A 17327-nucleotide genomic window follows, 5' to 3' on the forward strand; every position below is an offset into this window, starting at 1 on the left:
TCGTATGCGATTTAGTGTTTTAGCAAGTGGATCTACTGGAAATGCCATCTATGTCGAAAACGATGAACATGCATTTCTAGTCGATGCCGGTTTAAGTGGCAAAAAAATGGAGCAACTGTTTGCTAAAATTGATCGTGATATGAAAAAATTATCAGGAATTTTAGTAACACACGAACATAGCGACCATATTAAAGGCCTAGGTGTAGCGGCTCGAAAATATAATGTCCCAATCTATGCGAACGAAAAAACATGGCAAGCAATGGAGGGGCACATTGGAAACATCCCATTAGAACAAAAATTTGTTTTTAATATGGAAACTGTACAATCCTTTGGTTCTTTGAATATTGAATCCTTTGCTGTTTCGCATGATGCGGCAGATCCGATGTTTTATGCCTTTCACGAGAATGGACGTAAGCTCGTTTTAATTACAGACACTGGCTATGTCAGTGATCGGATGAAGGGCATTATACGAGGTGCCGATTCCTTTGTGTTTGAAAGTAACCATGATGTCGGCATGCTTCAAATGGGACGTTATCCTTGGTCTATCAAACGACGTATCTTAAGTGATGTTGGACATGTCTCAAATGAAGATGCAGCGATTGCGATGAGTGAAGTCGTTTTTGAAAAACCAACTCAAATTTATTTATCTCATTTAAGCAAAGATAATAATATGAAAGATTTAGCACGTATGAGCGTAACACAAACTCTACAATCCTGTGGTATTATTGCTGGGGAATACGTGAATATCCATGATACAGACGCAGAAGAGCCAACTTTATTAGTAACGGTTTAGTTTTATGAAGGTATGACAAAATTTCATTTGTCATATCTTCTTTTTTAATTTTGTTTTATTTAATTTTCATGTAATTTTAATGTTCGGATTGTATCATAATGACAACAAGAGAACGAAAGGATATGAAGAAGATGAGTAATTATAATGAAGATGAACATAAACAGCAAGAACAAAACGAATCAGTAAATTCATACTCACCTCTGCAAGAACGTTTAAGACGTGAGCAGGAAGAAGAAAATAAGCGACGCTCCAAAAAGGGTAGCGGTAGTAAGGCTGGTTACTTTTTAAGCGGGCTTGCCGGTGTCATTATCGGTGCATTATTAATATGGTTACTAGTGCCTTCTATGTCGAATCAGCTTCCTAGTTCTAATCACTCAACAAGTACAAACAACGACTCAGAATCAACAATTACACAAACAGCAACTGAAGTAACAACGGATATTACAACCGCTGTTGAATCAGTGTCAGATGCAGTGGTTGGGATTACAAATATGCAAGAGGTAAGTGATTTCTGGAATCAACAAGCAGCGACTGCTGAAGCTGGTAGTGGGTCTGGTGTTATTTATAAAGTCGACAATGATCTTGCCTATGTCATTACAAACTATCATGTAGTTGAAGGAGCGAAACAACTCGAAGTTACGCTAGCGGATGGACAAAAGGAAGAAGCGAAATTAGTTGGTAGTGATATTTGGACAGATTTAGCAGTTGTCTCGATTAGTAGTGAAAAGGTTAAAACAGTTGCAAAGTTTGGAGATTCAGAAGTACTGAAACAAGGTGAATCAGTCATTGCAATAGGGAATCCTCTAGGATTAGATTTCTATGGTTCCGTGACAACAGGGGTTATTTCAGGTACTGACAGATCTGTACCGGTTGACTTAAATGCTGATGGTACGGAGGACTGGGAAACAGAAGTACTGCAAACAGATGCTGCCATTAACCCAGGGAACAGTGGTGGTGCATTAATTAACATTGCTGGTGAATTAGTAGGGATTAACTCCATGAAAATTGCCCAAGATACGGTTGAAGGATTAGGCTTCTCGATTCCAATTAATACTGTCATTCCAATTATTGAAGAGCTAGAAAAGAATGGTGAAGTAAAACGCCCAACGATGGGAATTGGCTTATTAGATTTAACAGATGTACCGGCATTCTACCAACAACAACAGTTACGTCTGCCTGAGGAAGTAACAACTGGTGTTGTAGTATCAGAAGTTGTGGAAGGTTCAGCAGCGGGTAATGCTGGTGTAGAACAATATGACGTGATTGTTGAAATGGGCGGGCAAAAAGTTGAAAACGCCATTGATCTTCGTCAATACTTATACAACGAGACAGATATCGGTGATAATATAACAATTAAAGTATATCGTCAAGGTGAGTTAATGGAGTTAAATTTAACATTGACAGAAGGAACATCAGTGTAAAAAGTGTAGATAAGTATCAAAATTGTGGATAACTTATAACAAAATATGCACAAAGAGTAGTGAAAGAAAAGCCTTTTCTTTCCTACTCTTTTTTTGTTTGCTACAATAGATTGTGGATAACATAGAATAAACTGTGAATAAGTTTGTTAAAATTTCTGAAAAAAAGGAGGCGCTAAATAATGAAAGTTTATAGCTGTGAAAGCCATATAGATCACGCATTAGACATGTTCGTGGCGGAAACAAAAGAGTTCCCAATTATGGACAAATTACCGGATGGCGAAAAGTTATCCACAAAATGTTCTTACTGTGAGGAGCATGCAACATATATTGTATCAAGTAAATAACTTTACACAATATATAGAACGAACATGTGGATATGTGTATAACTTTTGTGGATAAGTTGTTTGTAAATAAAATATTAAGGTGGATAAATTGTTTGTATTTAAATTTTCTAATTAAAATGAATAATGAAACCTATATATAGTGAGCATTGAAGCTGTTTATTTGAGTTACAATTGAGTAGATATTGATTGGTGATTATTAATTTATGAATGGAATGTAAAGGTGGAAAATCTGTGAATATCACGATCATTTCGGTCGGAAAGTTAAAAGAAAAGTATTTAAAGATGGGCATAGACGAATACGTGAAACGTCTCGGTGGCTATGCCAAAGTGGAAATAGTGGAAGTCCCGGATGAAAAAGCCCCCGAACAATTAAGTGAAGCGGAAATGGAAATCGTGAAACGTAAGGAAGGCGAACGAATACTAGCAAAAGTTAATGATGGCATGCATGTTATTGCCCTCGCAATCGATGGGAAAATGAAATCCTCAGAAAATATGGCCCAAGATCTCGAATCACTGATGACATATGGTACAAGCAAGGTCGCCTTTGTCATTGGCGGTTCACTCGGGCTTCATGACGATGTACTTAAGCGTGCTGACGAAAAACTTAGCTTCGGCAAAATGACTCTCCCACATCAGCTCATGAAGCTTGTGCTGGTCGAGCAGATTTATCGCAGTTTTAGAATTATTAAGGGTGAACCGTATCATAAGTAAGTAGATGTATGGAAAATACCACCTAGAACGCTGATATAACAGCGGTTTAGGTGGTAATGTTATAATCTGAATCTTATATAATCTAACTTTTTTAAGGTTATATGCATTATTTTATTGATATCTTTTTGTAAGTTTATCTTTATGGCTTAACATAATTTCTGTTAAATCAATTTCATATTTATCTGCCAAAATAAATAAATTATCAAGTACATCGCCTAGTTCTTCTTTTAAATTCTCGATTTGGATTTCCTTTGAAAGAGTTACTTCATCTGGACGATCACGACCAATTTCAATCGTTCGAATTGCTTTGGAAACTTCGCCAATCTCTTCCGTTAAAAAGTTTACACGAATAAAAGCGTTTAAATCATACCATCCTCGTTTTTTATAAAATTCTGTTATCCATTTTTGATATTCGAAAATATTCAATGAAAATCACTCCTTATACTTTTATAATAATAGCATAGAGGAGGTAGATAATTTGAATATTTCAGTATATTGCGGTGCGAGTTTAGGTAACAACGATTTATATGTAGAGGCTGCTAAATCACTTGGGAAATGGATTGCCAAAAATGGTCATACTTTAGTTTATGGTGGAGGCAAGGCTGGTCTGATGGGTGTGGTTGCAGATGAAGTTTTATTACATAACGGTGAAGTAATCGGTATTATTCCAACATTTTTAGTCGACAGGGAGTTAAGTCATCCGAATTTAACCCATTTAGCAATTGTTAATTCCATGTCTGAACGTAAAAACAAGATGATTGAATTAGGAAACTGCTATATAGCACTGCCTGGAGGACCTGGAACGCTAGAGGAGATTTCCGAGGCGATTTCATGGGCGAGAATTGGACAACACCAAAATCCTTGTATTGTATTCAATATAGGTGGCTACTATGATAAATTAAAAGATTTTTATGATGATATGGTGACAAGCGGTTTTTTAACTGAAGCAGATAAAAAGGCGATGTTATTTACTGACTCTTTCAATGAAATTGAACAATATATATCGAATTATGCACCTCTTATAGTTCGGACATATTAATCCAATAGTAAAACCGCACTTATAAATGTATAAATGTTACGGAGAACCTTATCACAAGTAAATGCGGGTTTTAGCAATCAGCACCACTCCATAATAGGATTGGTGCTATAGTTTTGATTGGTGAATAAGTGAGTGTTCTCAATTTCAATTACTAACTCATATTCATCAATCTCCATCTAATCGAATAGCATTTGTAAGATTTAAATATCATCAGCAATATTTGCTGATTTGCTTTCCGTTAAATTCAATTTCTCCAATTAAGCGGAACTTTTTACATTAAGAATTTCTTTATCAATGATTTCGAAAAGTTAAAGGTATACCATTAACTTCTATTCAAATTATACTGAATTAACTTAAACAAAGATTCTGATGATCAACATGTTTGACAAAAGATTTTAATGTTGCAGAGTAGTTGTCTTTTCTCCAGGCCATTGAAGAAGTACAGGAAGTGTTGTTTTCAGTTAGTGTTAAATAGGTCACTTTATTATTAATATAATTCATGATGGATGCTGGTAAGACCGCATTTCCTACTCCAGATGCTACTAATGAAACTATGGTTTGGAGTTCATTGGCTTGTTGAGATTTAATGGGGCTAAATCCAACTTCATAAAATAGGCTGATTATTGCGTCGTAATAACCGTGGCCTACATCCCGGTCAGTAAAGATAAATGGCTCATTTTTGAAATTAAATAAACTTACGGGTTCCTTTAAATTGGCCAATGGATGGTTACTAGGAATCGCTATAATAAATGGCTCGCTCCGTAACGTTTTTAACTTTAATGAATTGGATTCAATAGGAGGCACTAACATGCCAATATCGATTTCCTTGTTTTCTAGGGCTTCCACCTGTCTTGCAGAAGACATCTACGTTAAAATGATATTGATTTTTGGGTTTGCTTGTTGGTAGGTTTGAATCAGCTTCGGTAATAAATCATATGTAACAGAGCCTGTAAAACCAATGGAGAGTTTCCCAAATTTCCCCCCCTCAATCTGTTTCGTCTCTTCATAAACTAATTCCAGATTTTGGACAATATTTTTTGCCTTCTCTAAGAAGTATTTTCCTGCTTCTGTTAATTCTACAACTCGTTTATTTCGATTGAATAATGTTACATTCATTTCCTTTTCCAATATTTTTATCTGTTGGCTTAAAGGAGGTTGAGAGATCTTCAGTCGTTCTGCGGCTTTTGTAAAGTTCAATTCTTCGGCAACTGCTATAAAATATAGTATTCTACGAAATTCTATCATGGTAATCCTCCTCACTTATATGTTAAACGTCTTAGTATCATTCAATATATATATTATACAAAGAGTAAAAATTGCTGTAAATTTACTTTTAATACTATTGGGAATAATCTATAAATTAAATTTAGAGGGGGTTTAACATGAACACGATATTGTTGATTACAATTATTGGCTACATTTTTTTAATGGTTGTAGCCGGAACATTGATAGGGAAAAGTAAAATAAATAATACGGAAGATTATATGTTAGCTGGTCGATCATTACCAAATATAGTGCTAGTGGGTACTTTGTTGGCGACTTTTGTGGGCTCGGGAACGGTAATTGGCGGTGCTAGCTTTATTTATCAACAAGGGCCATTCGCGGGCATCATCTACTTTGCTGGTGTACCAATAGGAATAATTATTTTGTATTTTATTGCAGGAAAAACATGGATGCTCTCCAAATATACGATTCCTCAAATTTTAGAAATAAAATATGGAAAACTGACAAGAACGATTTCCTCTATATTCATTATTCTTGCTTATATTGGGATTGCATCTTACCAATTTACTGGAGGGGGTTACATATTAAATTTAACAACAGGTATTTCTGTTGAAGCAGGAACGATAATAACTGCTTTTATTGTAATATTTCTTGCAACGATTGGCGGTATGTTCTCGGTTGCCTATACAGACTTTATCAGTTCTTTACTTATTCTAGTAGGATTTATTCTAGGATTCTTCTACTTAATTACGAACGTTGTGAGTTTTGACACGATCATCACCTCTTTACCGGAATCACATTTTACATGGACTGGCAATTTAACGATTCCGCAAATAATCGGATACTTTTTACCATTATTCCTATTAGTTTTAGCAGATCAAAACATGTATCAACGATTAGCTTCTGCTAAAGATGCAAACACTGCTAGGCGTTCAACAATAGGATTCTTCATTTCATCAATTGCTGTATTTGGTCTCGTAATCTTATTGACAATCGGTTCGCTTGCACTATTCAGTGACATCAAACCAGATACAGCGATTTTACAACTTGCTTATAATGGAGGATTACCGGTTATTGTCGGTGCGCTAATTTTAACAGCATCGGTTTCATTTCTTATTACAACAGGTAATTCCTTCTTATTATCAGCAGCTGGAAACATTACGTATGATATTGTACAAAGAGTGAAGCCTGATATGTCAGATAAGAGTTTACTAAAGATCAATCGATATTCTGTATTCGCTCTTGGTGGAATTGCTTATATACTTGGAGCGTTCTTCCCGGATGTCCTATCGATTCAAATGTATTCTTACACAATGTATGGTGCAGCACTAACTCCTGCTATATTAGCTAGTTTCCTTTGGAAGCGCGCAAATGGACCTGGTGCTTTCGCATCGATTGTCACTGGTGGTGTAGCAACGCTAGTATGGGAATTAGTTTTACAAAAACCAATGGGATGGAATAGTGTTCTAATCGCATTACCGTTGTCTATTATTGCACTGATTGTAGTAAGCTTACTAACGCCGAATTATACAGTTCAAATTGAACAGGAACAATCCATCAAAGATAAGGAGGAGTAAGAAAATGACTAATTTAAGAGTGAATAAGCTTCGGGAATTTATGAAGGAAAATAATCTTCAAGCAGCGGTGGTAATGAGCCCTGACTATCAATTTTATTTAACTGGTTTTCGTGCACTAATCTATTCAAGACCCATTATCTGCTTCATAACACTCGAACAATGTAGTTTGATAGTGCCAGGGCTTGAAGAGGTTCATGCTCGTGAACATGCTAATGTGGATCGTATTCTTCCATACTATGAACACCCTGAGAAAGCAAACATCGCGAAAACATATTTAGAAGTTCTGGAAAGCGAGTTAAAAGCTCAAGGGGGTAGTGCTGTTGGAATTGATATGAATTATACCCCTGGGAAAATAATCAATGAAATTCAAAGTATTAAGTCGATGGTCATCGATTTAAGTGTACAAATAGAAAAAATGAGATCAATCAAATATGATGAAGAAATTTTAGCAATGATTGAGGCTGGAAAGCTAGTAAATTTAGGTGTAAGTGAAACACTTAAACATTGTCAGGTTGGTGCAACTGAATTAGAAATAGATGCCATTGGAAATCAACTCATCTATCGAACAGCGTCTGAGAATTATCCAAATGCCACGTTAGATTTACTCGTTATGACACCATCAGGACCTGAACGGAGTATTTTACCGCATGTATATTCCAATACGCGGAAAATACAACAAGGAGATGTCATTATTCATACAAGGCAAGTTTCGTTAAATGGATATCGTGCTGAACTAGAACGCACAGTAATAATGGGGGAGCCTACTAAACTGCAAGAGCATGCATTTTTAGCGATGCAAAAAGCACAACAAGCTGCATTAGATTTTATTAGACCTGGTGTGAAAGCATCAGAAGTTGATGCAGTGGCTAGGGGAATTTTAAAAGAGGAAGGCTATGCAGAATATGCAATACACCGAACAGGTCATGCCATTGGAGTTTCTCTTCATGAACCCCCATATCTTTCTTACGATAATGACCTTGTTTTAGAGGAAGGAATGGCGTATACCATTGAACCTGGAATTTATATTCCGGGATTGGGTGGATTTAGACACTCTGACACCGTTATCTTAAAAGATGGTGGAAATCTACTAATTACTGATTATCCTAGAGACTTAAAAGATTTAATTTTTTAATGAAAATTAACCATACGGCTCAATCTCCGTAGACAAAGTCATTTTGGCTTTGTCTACATTCGTTTTTTAGAAAGGAGCTCCATGAAGGAGAAAACCCATTAGTCTTCTTCAACAGAGATCCTCTTCATCACTCGTTTTAATTTCTTTTCTGTGTCCGTTTCCTCAACTGGTGTATAGATACTGCACCGCAAATCCTGATCACCTTGTACTTGAAGAGAGGTTAGATTAAATAGCATTTTGCCTGCTTTCGCATGTCTGAACTCGATGATCATTTCTGGAGCTTTACTTACTTGACTTTCTTGCCATAAAGCCTGGAACTCTGAATGTGAATGACTCATTTCATGAATAAACTGGTTGTACCATTCATCTCCTAAATAATGACCATAATAAGTACGAAAAATAGCAAGAAATCCTTTTGCAAAATGCTCCCAATTAACGGCTAATGCTTTGAATTCTTTTCTTGTAAATACCAAACGAATCAAATTTCTTTCTTCATTCGGTATTTGTTCAAAATCCAAAAATACATGAGCGGCAGCTTGATTCCAGCCCACAATATGGCAATGTCGATCGGTAATGATTGTTGGACAATATTTTAGTTCAGCTAGTATTCGTTTTAAGGAAGGACTAAGGTCAGATTGCTCTTTTTTTGGATGTGTTACTTCCAATTTTGACTCCAATGCCAGGTTATATAAGTAATCTGCTTCATCCTTATTTAATTGCAAAGCGGTAGAAATACATTCAAGTACAATTGAGGAAACTTTTATATCTCTTCCTTGTTCTAGCCAGGTATACCAAGTGGTACTTACTCCTGCTAATTGTGCAACCTCTTCTCTTCTTAAACCAGGAGTCCTTCTCCGGGTTCCTGCAGGCAAACCAATCGACTCTGGCTTAATTTGAGCACGTTTCGCTTTTAAAAATACGGATAACGCTTCACGCCTAGATTTATCATTCATTGTAAAAAAACTCCTTACCCATTTAACCTATTAGTAATTATAACAGGATAAATAGTCACTTGTAATAGGATAAGAAGGTGGTAAAAATATAAGTAAATGATTGATTTGGAGGGGTAAAAGTGGAGAGAGTTGTAATTACCGGCATGGGAGTAGTGTCTCCTATAGGAAATGATATTCAAAAATTTTGGAACAATATGGTAAAGGGGGAATCAGGGATATCCACTATTGATACATTTGACGTGAATAATCATAAAACTAAAATTGCAGGGTTAGTTCGAGATTTTGATGCAGATGAAGTTTTAGGAAAGAATGTAGCAAGGCGTTTAGACCGTTTTACTCAATTTGCTTTGGCTGCAGCTGAACAAGCTTGGGAAGATGCTAAATTAGACCTCGATTCGATAGATGTTGAAAGATTAGGCGTATACGTAGGTTCGGGGATAGGAGGAATTGAGACCTTAATAGAGAATATTGATGCACTTAGACAAAAGGGTCCCAGAAGAGTAAGTCCAACGCTAGTGCCTGCCATGATGTCTAATGCAGCCGCAGCACAAATTAGTATCAGATGGAAGGCGATGGGACCAACTATGTCTCCTGTTTCTGCTTGTGCAATTGGTAATACTGCTATTGGGGAAGCCTTTCGACTAATTCGTTCTGGAGAAGTTGACGTAATGTTTGCAGGTGGTACAGAGGCAGCTATAACAGACTTATCAGTCGCAAGCTTTAGTAATGCTACAGCATTATCTACAAGAAATGAACATCCCACAAAAGCTAGCCGTCCATTTGACGAAAATCGAGATGGATTCGTCATGTCAGAAGGTGCTGGAATTCTAATTTTAGAATCTTTATCTCATGCTTTACGAAGACAGGCAAAGGTTTATGCCGAAGTTATTGGATATGGAGCAAGTTCAGACGCACACCATATAGTAGCCACACATCCAGAAGGTAAAGGAGCTTATCTTGCAATGAAATCAGCTTTAAAAAGTGCTAATATATCGCCTGAAGAAATTGATGTAATTAGTGCACATGCGACAAGTACAAAAGTAGGGGACATCTCTGAAACGATGGCTATCAAGCAGTTGTTTGAAAATCAAGCATATCAGATTCCAGTAACAGCTAATAAATCGATGATTGGTCATATGTTAGGGGCTGCTGGTGGAGTTGAAGCAATTGCATTAGCAATGAGCTTAAGAGTAGGGATCATTCCTCCAACCATTAACTTAGAAACTACTGATCCATTATGTGATCTAGATTATGTACCATCAGTTGCCCGCCATATAAATTTAACTATGGGTCTATCAAACTCATTCGGTTTCGGAGGCCATAATGCAGCTATTGTTTTAAAGAAATACGAGTGACTATACTCTCATGTTAATCTACCAGTTTCTTAAAGAAACTGGTAAGTTTATTTCATGCTAAGCTTTTATAGGAATTGGAGATATATGGATGGATGAATGTATATTTAAAACCGCATTTACATTAGTTACGGTGAACTTTATCATAAGTAAATGAGGTTTTTGAATCAGTGCTGTAAATATTGAAGTGGATATTGCAAGAAGTCCGGAAATCTATTGTATGAAAGCTGGTCAAGTCGTAACATTATATTCGTTAAAGTATTTAGTTTCACAAAATAATGATTCATAGATTATTATTTTAAGTGCTGATGTAGAAATTTGCTCAGTTGCTTCAAGACAATTGACTGGAGATACAGCAAAAATGTAGAGCTTGTATGCTTCCTTAGTGAACGTGGCCAGTTATTAGTAAAATAATAGATAAGTTAAATCAAAAAGATTAAGCAAAGGGGTATTTAGCATGTCAAAAAAAATCTATGTCATCCATGAAAATGAGGATTGGACAAGCCATTTAATAAAAAGATTAGAAGAATTAAACTTACCTTTTGAAACTTGGCATCTAGATGAAGGTATTGTGAATTTAAATGAAGCACCGCCAGAAGGTGTATTCTACAATCGTATGAGTGCATCATCCCATACACGTAATCACCGTTTTGCACCAGAACTAACAGGAGCAGTTATAGATTGGTTGGAATTCCATGGTAAAAGGGTATTAAACGGCTCAAATGCACTGCGTCTTGAATTAAGTAAAGTAAAACAATATACACAATTAGAAAAATTCGACATTCGTGTACCAAAAACAGTTGCAGCTGTTGGAAAAGAACAAATCATGGAAGCAGCGAAAGCTTTAGATACTGTACCGTTCATTACAAAACACAACCGTGCTGGTAAAGGGTTAGGGGTTCAATTATTCTACTCTCTAGAAGCGCTGCAAGAACATTTAGATAAACCAACATTTGAAGATTCAGTAGATGGTATTACTCTTGTACAAGAATATGTAACATCTCCTGACCAATCAATCACTCGTGTAGAATTCGTTGGTGGAGAATATGTATACTCCGTAAGAGTCGATACTTCCGAAGGCTTTGAATTATGCCCGGCAGACGCATGTCAAATTGGCGATCTATTTTGCCCGGTTGGAGAAGATCCAAAAGATCAAATGAAATTTAGAATTGTTGAAAACCCTCGTACAGAACTAATTGGAAAATACCAAAAGTTCTTAAAAGAGAATGGCATTGATGTTGCAGGTATCGAATTTATCGTCAATGGTGAAGGCACTGTATACACTTATGACGTAAACACAAACACAAACTACAACTCCGACGCTGAAGAAGAAGCTCAAAAATTCGGTATGTTAGAACTTGCAAAGATGTTAGGCAGAGAGTTAGAAAATTTGAATTAAGTAAAAAAAGTGACTTAAAAGAGTTGTATATAGCGTAAATGCTAAGCAAAAAGTGTCAGGCACTATTAAAGGTGCCTGACACTTTTTGTTTTATAGATATTAAACAGGGTATTAACTTTCATAAGCAAGATATATAGCAAGAGGAATCGCAGGAATAAATGAAAGGGAAAAGGAGTAATAGCCAACATGTTGTTGAATAAAAAGTTAATCTTAGTTTTTAGTATAATCATCGTCTGCTTTTTGTCTGCATGTGCCGAGAAGGAGAAGCTTGATGACGGATCTGAACTTATAAATAATAATCAATTTGTTTTTGCTGCTTCTGGTGAATTTAAGCCATTTAGCTATATAAATGACGATCTCACCATGTCAGGCTTTGATATTGAGGTTGGTGAAGCGATTGCAAAGGAAATGGGCCTTGAACCTGTTCAGAAGCGAATCAAATTCAAAGGGATTGTAGAAGGGGTAAAAACAGGACGTGCGGATGCAGCCGTTGCTAGCCACACGATTAATCCGAAGCGGAGCAAACATGTTTCCTTCTCTACACCGTACTATTATTCAGGCCCGCAAATCTTCACCAGACCGGATAGTCAAATTAAGACTGTCAAGGATTTAGAAGGAAAGGAAGTTGCAGTAGCAAAAGGTTCGACATATGCCGATACAGCTTCCAAGTACACCGATAAAGTAAAAACCTATGACAGCGATATTACAGCTTTAAAAGCGCTGAGCAGCGGACGTCATGATGCGGTAATCACAGATTTTGTTACTGGGAAAACTGCTCAAAAGGAAGGATTTAAGATTCAGGCTGGGCAATTAATTAATCGCAGTGAACAAGCGATTGTGCTGCCCCAAGATAATCCGAAGCTATTGAAGCGAGTAAATGAATCTTTGGAACAGCTCCGGGAAAATGGGACACTAACTCAGATCAGTATCGAATATTTTGGTGAAGACATTACCAAAAAACCGGAATAAACGAATACCATGGAAAGAAAGGAAGTAGTACTTTGCCAAGTTTTTCGCATTTTTTCGACATACTAATAGAAACAAAAGGTGTATTCTTAAAAGCTATGCTTTTAACATTAGAGCTGACGGTGGTTTCTATCTTACTTGGAATCGTCATTGGACTTGTCTTTGCCTTATTAAAAATTTCCAATATAAAAATTTTAGAACTAATTTCAGATATATATGTCTATTTGGTCCGCGGAACACCGCTGATTGTCCAAATATTTATCCTTTACTTCGGGATTAGCGGAATTTTCCTTCTTCCTGATTTTTGGGCTGCTTCACTTGCTCTAGCGTTACATAATGGAGCCTATATTTCCGAAATCCTTCGAGGAGCAATTCAGTCAGTCGATAAAGGCCAGTTTGAGGCAGGACGCTCTTTGGGAATGACAAAGACACTGACATTAAGAAGGATTATTCTTCCACAGGCATTCCGTCGAGCGTTGCCCCCTTTAGGCAATCAATTTATCATAAGTTTAAAGGATTCTTCGTTAGCTGCATTTATCTCCATGAATGAGCTGTTTAATGTGGCGACAACACTAGGGTCAAATAATTTCGACGAAATGACCTATTTACTTATTGTAGCAGTCTACTATTTATTGCTAGTAGCACTGATGACATTTGTAGTGAACCGAACTGAACTGAAATTAGCAGTAAGTGATAGATAGGAGATGAAAAGATTGGACACGAAGGAAATGATTAAAATAGATCAATTGAATAAATCATTTGGAGACTTACATGTATTGAAGAATATTAACATGACAGTTTACGAAAGCGATGTTGTTTGTCTTATAGGATCGAGCGGCTCAGGGAAAAGCACCCTCCTTCGCTGTTTGAACTTTTTAGAGAGAAAGGATAACGGCAATATTATAATTGAAGGAAATGAAGTCAATCCAAAGAACGATGACCTTAACAAGATTAGGGAAAAGGTAGGTATGGTGTTTCAGAATTTCAACCTATTCCCACACAAAACGGTTTTGGAAAATATTATCGAAGCACCTATCATGGTAAAGGGTATTGACAAAGAGAAGGCTATCATCAAAGCAAAACAATTACTGAAAAAAGTAGGTTTGGAGGATAAGTCGGATGTCTATCCTAGTAAACTATCGGGGGGGCAAAAGCAGCGGGTGGCGATTGCTAGAGCACTTGCGATGGAACCCGATATTATGCTTTTTGATGAGCCAACATCGGCACTCGACCCCGAGCTTGTGGGAGAGGTTTTAACAACCATGAAAGACTTGGCTGAAGAAGGAATGACAATGGTTGTTGTAACCCATGAAATGGGATTCGCTAGAGAAGTAGCGGATTGGATTGTGTATATGCATGATGGAAAAATTATTGAACGCGGCACACCTGAGCAATTTTTCAACCATCCGAAAGAGGAGAGAACTAGGGAATTTTTAAAATCGACAATGCTTAAATGAAACTGCGAGGTCCTGTCTATATGTTTAGGCAGGACCTCGTAGTTTATTGTACAGGGATTTATTAGTCCTAATAAATCCTGTTAATTGTCTTTCATTCTATAAATTAAGGTATATCCAACTCATGTATATATATAAATTAAATGCTATAAATTTCCCTAATGTAATAGACATCAACATGAGCACGGTAATAAGTGGAAAATGATTTCACAGGCTGGATGTCTATAAGTTAGGAGTGATAAGTAACTCGCTCAACTGAAAACTTCCTTCGATTAAACAATATAACTGCTGCATCCCATCAAAAAAATAATCCTTTAGAAGGAAAATTACCTCTTTTTGAATTAAACTACTATAAAAAGGAGGGAGCACTTATGCACTCAATAAACAAAATTGGCAACAGTTTTTGGTATATCACTCCAGTATCGGAAACCGACCGTCCTATTCTGGGATTGGTGGTCGGCAACAAAAAGACATTAATGATTGATTCAGGTAACTCGGAGGATCATGCAAATTATTTTCAGAAGGAACTTTTAAATAGGGGAGTCAAAAGTACAGATATGGTTGTTCTTACCCATTGGCATTGGGATCATATCTTCGGCCTTTCGGCATTATCGAATACAGTTTCCATTGCTTCCAAGAAAACAAAAGAAGAAATAGAGAAATTAATCCCATTTTCATGGTCAGACGAGGCATTGGCTGAGCGAGTGAAAGAAGGAATTGAAATTGAATTTTGCGCCAAGGCCATTAAGGAGGAGTTCAAGGACCATCGAGATATCAAGATTGTTTTGCCGGATGTAACTTTCGAAAAAAGATTGGAAATTGACCTGGGCGGGGTAACCTGTATTGTACAACACGTTGGAGGGGACCATGCTTCAGATTCGGTGATTGTATATATCGTGGAAGAAAAGATTCTTTTTCTTGGTGATTGCATTTATCCAAATCTTTACTCCCCAAAAATAAACTATACAATTGAGGAAACGCTGCGGCTATTAGAGGAATTAGAGCATTTTGATGCAGATACATATATACTTTCGCATCAAATGCCGCTTTCAAAAGAGGAATTTAATCAGGAAGTGGTCATGCTTAGAACGATTGCAAAGTATACAAAGAGTTGCGGTGGAGATTACCAGAAAATTATTAAGGAATACAAAAAGCACGTAAATAGGGAACTTACAGAAGACGAAAGAGAAATGATATCCGACTTTGTAAATGGTTTTTAAATTTAAAGGCAGTGGTTCGCACCACTGCCTTTCTAAGTAATAATGATTGGAATTCAAAATTTAACTATTCACCGCTGTTTTCCATGGTTATTTTAAAACAAGACTAACAATGATTCCTGAAAGAATGCTTACAAGTGTGGCACCATATAACAGTTTCAACCCAAAACGTGCAACGAAATTCCCCTGCTTTTCATTCAGACTTTTGACAGCCCCGACAATAATGCCAATAGATGAGAAATTGGCGAAGGAAACCAGGAATACAGAAAGAATTCCCATTGTTCGTTCACTAAAATTATAATTGCCTCCGGATAAATCCAACATCGCCACAAATTCATTGGTCACCAGTTTAGTTGCCATAATGGACCCGGCACTAACTGCTTCTGACATGGGTATCCCCATGATGAAGGCAACTGGAGCGAAGAGATAGCCCAATATAGTCTGGAAAGAAATACCGAACAATAGCTCAAACACATTATTGAATCCAGCCATTAATGCAATAAACCCAATCAACATGGCACCGACGATAATGGCTACCTTGAAACCATCAAGGATATACTCGCCGAGCATTTCGAAAAAGGACTGCTTTTCATTCTCCTCAATTTCTAATATATCCTCACTTGGATCAATCTCGTACGGATTAATAATAGTAGCTATGATAAAACCGCCAAATAAGTTTAAAACTAAAGCCGTAACAATATATTTTGGTTCGAGCATGGTCATATAAGCTCCAACTATGGACATTGATACAGTTGACATTGCCGACGCACATAGAGTATATAAACGCTGAGTCGAAAGCAGGCCAAGTTGTTTTTTTAGTGTGATGAAGACCTCTGATTGTCCAACCATCAATGAAGCAACAGCATTATATGATTCAAGTTTACCCATGCCGTTTACTTTACTTAAAACCCACCCAATTCCCTTCATGATGAATGGCAGAATCTTAAGATGCTGAAGAATACCAATTAGAACTGAAATAAATACAATTGGCAGTAATACAGTTAAAAAGAATGGAGCCTCTCCCTCGTTCGCCATGCCGCCAAACACAAAGGAAACTCCTTCGTTTGCGTATTCGAGTAGTTTGTCAAAGACAGTAGCAATTCCCTTGATGATGATTAAACCAAATTTTGTATTTAACAGTAACAATGATAAAAGAATTTGAATGACAATCATGATGATAATTGGTTTGAATTTTATCTCTTTTCGATTGGAACTGGCCAACCAAGCCAAAGCCAATACAACAAGAATACCTAAAATAGAAATAATGTATTGCATTTGTAACCTCCTGATGAATTAAAACATTTGATGCGGCTTTTTAATATACTTATTTTTCGTATAGTAACTTCTTTTACTAGTGATTGTATGAATATCTTGTCCATATTTAATAAAAAAGAACCGTACATAGGTTATTAAAAAAGCTTTGCATAGTAGTGGAAACATAAAGATGTTACTAGAAAATTGCTAAAAAAGCAAAAAAAAGATTATAGACTATTTTCTGTATGGGTCTCAGGAGGTAAATGAGAAAATTAGACGCTTAAATCCAAGATTTTTTGCAATCAAAATAAGTTTCTAATTGACTATATCTATTGGGATGTTTGTTAAATTTTCAGAATGGTTATTAAACGATATAGCTTATATTCCCAAAAATCAGTAGAATAAAATAACTAATTCACATATTTTTCTTCTTATTATCAAATAAGCTTATTTCTTTTTATAAGTGAGGATGGGACAAAATAAAAATCATC

At 36.5% G+C, this 17327-nt stretch carries 18 protein-coding genes; 13 read left to right on the top strand and 5 right to left on the bottom strand.

The genetic code is table 11. From position 1 onward, the window contains the following. Positions 1-4: 4 nt before the first annotated feature. The 4 genes from ACFQU5_RS17770 to rlmH all read left to right on the top strand — a co-directional run bounded on the left by ACFQU5_RS17770 (position 5) and on the right by rlmH (position 3269). Entirely contained in the window at positions 5-793 is a 789-nt protein-coding gene (locus tag ACFQU5_RS17770; protein WP_390290879.1) for an MBL fold metallo-hydrolase, read from the top strand. Between the two features lie 131 nt (positions 794-924). Beyond that, complete coding sequence (locus ACFQU5_RS17775) at positions 925-2214, top strand: S1C family serine protease (protein WP_390291074.1); 1290 nt, start codon at positions 925-927, stop codon at positions 2212-2214. 179 nt (positions 2215-2393) lie between these two features. Further along, positions 2394-2558, top strand: coding sequence for a CxxH/CxxC protein (locus ACFQU5_RS17780; RefSeq protein ID WP_390290882.1), 165 nt, complete (start codon positions 2394-2396; stop codon positions 2556-2558). A gap of 231 nt (positions 2559-2789) precedes the next feature. After that, complete coding sequence (gene rlmH, locus ACFQU5_RS17785; protein WP_390290884.1) at positions 2790-3269, top strand: 23S rRNA (pseudouridine(1915)-N(3))-methyltransferase RlmH; 480 nt, start codon at positions 2790-2792, stop codon at positions 3267-3269. 111 nt (positions 3270-3380) lie between these two features. Here rlmH and ACFQU5_RS17790 read toward each other — a convergent pair whose 3' ends face one another. Next, positions 3381-3695, bottom strand: coding sequence for a MazG nucleotide pyrophosphohydrolase domain-containing protein (locus ACFQU5_RS17790; protein WP_390290887.1), 315 nt, complete (start codon positions 3693-3695; stop codon positions 3381-3383). 52 nt (positions 3696-3747) lie between these two features. Here ACFQU5_RS17790 and ACFQU5_RS17795 point away from each other — a divergent pair, with 52 nt between their 5' ends. Continuing rightward, positions 3748-4308, top strand: a complete 561-nt coding sequence (locus tag ACFQU5_RS17795) for an LOG family protein (protein ID WP_390290889.1) — start codon at positions 3748-3750, stop codon at positions 4306-4308. A gap of 348 nt (positions 4309-4656) precedes the next feature. Here ACFQU5_RS17795 and ACFQU5_RS17800 read toward each other — a convergent pair whose 3' ends face one another. Both ACFQU5_RS17800 and ACFQU5_RS17805 read right to left on the bottom strand, forming a co-directional pair. Further along, positions 4657-5172: a LysR family substrate-binding domain-containing protein gene (locus tag ACFQU5_RS17800; protein WP_390290892.1), complete on the bottom strand. Its 516-nt coding sequence runs from the start codon at positions 5170-5172 to the stop codon at positions 4657-4659. Beyond that, positions 5173-5553: a LysR family transcriptional regulator gene (locus ACFQU5_RS17805; protein WP_390290895.1), complete on the bottom strand. Its 381-nt coding sequence runs from the start codon at positions 5551-5553 to the stop codon at positions 5173-5175. Between the two features lie 137 nt (positions 5554-5690). On the opposite strand from ACFQU5_RS17805, the gene ACFQU5_RS17810 reads away from it, so the two are divergent. Next, positions 5691-7109: a sodium:solute symporter family protein gene (locus ACFQU5_RS17810; RefSeq protein ID WP_390290898.1), complete on the top strand. Its 1419-nt coding sequence runs from the start codon at positions 5691-5693 to the stop codon at positions 7107-7109. Positions 7110-7113: 4 nt separating this feature from the next. Then, positions 7114-8241 (top strand): M24 family metallopeptidase, encoded by a 1128-nt coding sequence (locus ACFQU5_RS17815; RefSeq protein ID WP_390290901.1) that lies wholly within the window; start codon positions 7114-7116, stop codon positions 8239-8241. 98 nt (positions 8242-8339) lie between these two features. Here the strand turns inward: ACFQU5_RS17815 and ACFQU5_RS17820 are convergent, their stop codons facing one another. Then, the gene (locus ACFQU5_RS17820; RefSeq protein WP_390290904.1) at positions 8340-9194 is read right to left on the bottom strand and encodes a helix-turn-helix transcriptional regulator; all 855 of its coding nucleotides are present in this window, start codon (positions 9192-9194) and stop codon (positions 8340-8342) included. Positions 9195-9313: 119 nt separating this feature from the next. Here ACFQU5_RS17820 and fabF point away from each other — a divergent pair, with 119 nt between their 5' ends. From fabF to ACFQU5_RS17850, 6 genes are all read left to right on the top strand, one after another. After that, positions 9314-10549 carry a beta-ketoacyl-ACP synthase II gene (gene fabF / locus ACFQU5_RS17825; protein ID WP_390290907.1) on the top strand — a complete coding sequence of 412 codons (1236 nt, stop codon included), beginning with the start codon at positions 9314-9316 and terminating at the stop codon, positions 10547-10549. A 454-nt stretch (positions 10550-11003) separates the two neighbouring features. Further along, positions 11004-11945 carry an ATP-grasp domain-containing protein gene (locus ACFQU5_RS17830; protein ID WP_390290911.1) on the top strand — a complete coding sequence of 314 codons (942 nt, stop codon included), beginning with the start codon at positions 11004-11006 and terminating at the stop codon, positions 11943-11945. Between the two features lie 186 nt (positions 11946-12131). Continuing rightward, positions 12132-12914 carry a transporter substrate-binding domain-containing protein gene (locus ACFQU5_RS17835; protein ID WP_390290914.1) on the top strand — a complete coding sequence of 261 codons (783 nt, stop codon included), beginning with the start codon at positions 12132-12134 and terminating at the stop codon, positions 12912-12914. A gap of 32 nt (positions 12915-12946) precedes the next feature. After that, positions 12947-13612, top strand: coding sequence for an amino acid ABC transporter permease (locus tag ACFQU5_RS17840; RefSeq protein WP_390290917.1), 666 nt, complete (start codon positions 12947-12949; stop codon positions 13610-13612). Positions 13613-13615: 3 nt separating this feature from the next. Further along, on the top strand, positions 13616-14368 hold the full coding sequence (locus ACFQU5_RS17845; protein WP_390290920.1) for an amino acid ABC transporter ATP-binding protein: 753 nt from the start codon (positions 13616-13618) through the stop codon (positions 14366-14368). A 368-nt stretch (positions 14369-14736) separates the two neighbouring features. Next, positions 14737-15585 (top strand): MBL fold metallo-hydrolase, encoded by an 849-nt coding sequence (locus ACFQU5_RS17850; protein WP_390290922.1) that lies wholly within the window; start codon positions 14737-14739, stop codon positions 15583-15585. Between the two features lie 87 nt (positions 15586-15672). Here ACFQU5_RS17850 and ACFQU5_RS17855 read toward each other — a convergent pair whose 3' ends face one another. Continuing rightward, entirely contained in the window at positions 15673-16857 is a 1185-nt protein-coding gene (locus ACFQU5_RS17855; protein WP_390290925.1) for a NupC/NupG family nucleoside CNT transporter, read from the bottom strand. Positions 16858-17327: the final 470 nt, after the last annotated feature.

This window comes from Ureibacillus sp. GCM10028918 (assembly GCF_042666115.1).
Classification (GTDB): Bacteria; Bacillota; Bacilli; order Bacillales_A; family Planococcaceae; genus Ureibacillus.

Bases quoted from the DNA above. Each gene is read 5' to 3' on its own strand.
- ACFQU5_RS17770 (WP_390290879.1), top strand. From the start codon at position 5: ATGCGATTTAGTGTTTTAGCAAGTGGATCTACTGGAAATGCCATCTAT.
- ACFQU5_RS17775 (WP_390291074.1), top strand. From the start codon at position 925: ATGAGTAATTATAATGAAGATGAACATAAACAGCAAGAACAAAACGAA.
- ACFQU5_RS17780 (WP_390290882.1), top strand. From the start codon at position 2,394: ATGAAAGTTTATAGCTGTGAAAGCCATATAGATCACGCATTAGACATG.
- ACFQU5_RS17800 (WP_390290892.1), bottom strand. From the start codon at position 5,172: ATGTCTTCTGCAAGACAGGTGGAAGCCCTAGAAAACAAGGAAATCGAT.
- ACFQU5_RS17805 (WP_390290895.1), bottom strand. From the start codon at position 5,553: ATGATAGAATTTCGTAGAATACTATATTTTATAGCAGTTGCCGAAGAA.
- ACFQU5_RS17810 (WP_390290898.1), top strand. From the start codon at position 5,691: ATGAACACGATATTGTTGATTACAATTATTGGCTACATTTTTTTAATG.
- ACFQU5_RS17815 (WP_390290901.1), top strand. From the start codon at position 7,114: ATGACTAATTTAAGAGTGAATAAGCTTCGGGAATTTATGAAGGAAAAT.
- ACFQU5_RS17820 (WP_390290904.1), bottom strand. From the start codon at position 9,194: ATGAATGATAAATCTAGGCGTGAAGCGTTATCCGTATTTTTAAAAGCG.
- ACFQU5_RS17830 (WP_390290911.1), top strand. From the start codon at position 11,004: ATGTCAAAAAAAATCTATGTCATCCATGAAAATGAGGATTGGACAAGC.
- ACFQU5_RS17835 (WP_390290914.1), top strand. From the start codon at position 12,132: ATGTTGTTGAATAAAAAGTTAATCTTAGTTTTTAGTATAATCATCGTC.
- ACFQU5_RS17845 (WP_390290920.1), top strand. From the start codon at position 13,616: ATGAAAAGATTGGACACGAAGGAAATGATTAAAATAGATCAATTGAAT.
- ACFQU5_RS17850 (WP_390290922.1), top strand. From the start codon at position 14,737: ATGCACTCAATAAACAAAATTGGCAACAGTTTTTGGTATATCACTCCA.
- ACFQU5_RS17855 (WP_390290925.1), bottom strand. From the start codon at position 16,857: ATGCAATACATTATTTCTATTTTAGGTATTCTTGTTGTATTGGCTTTG.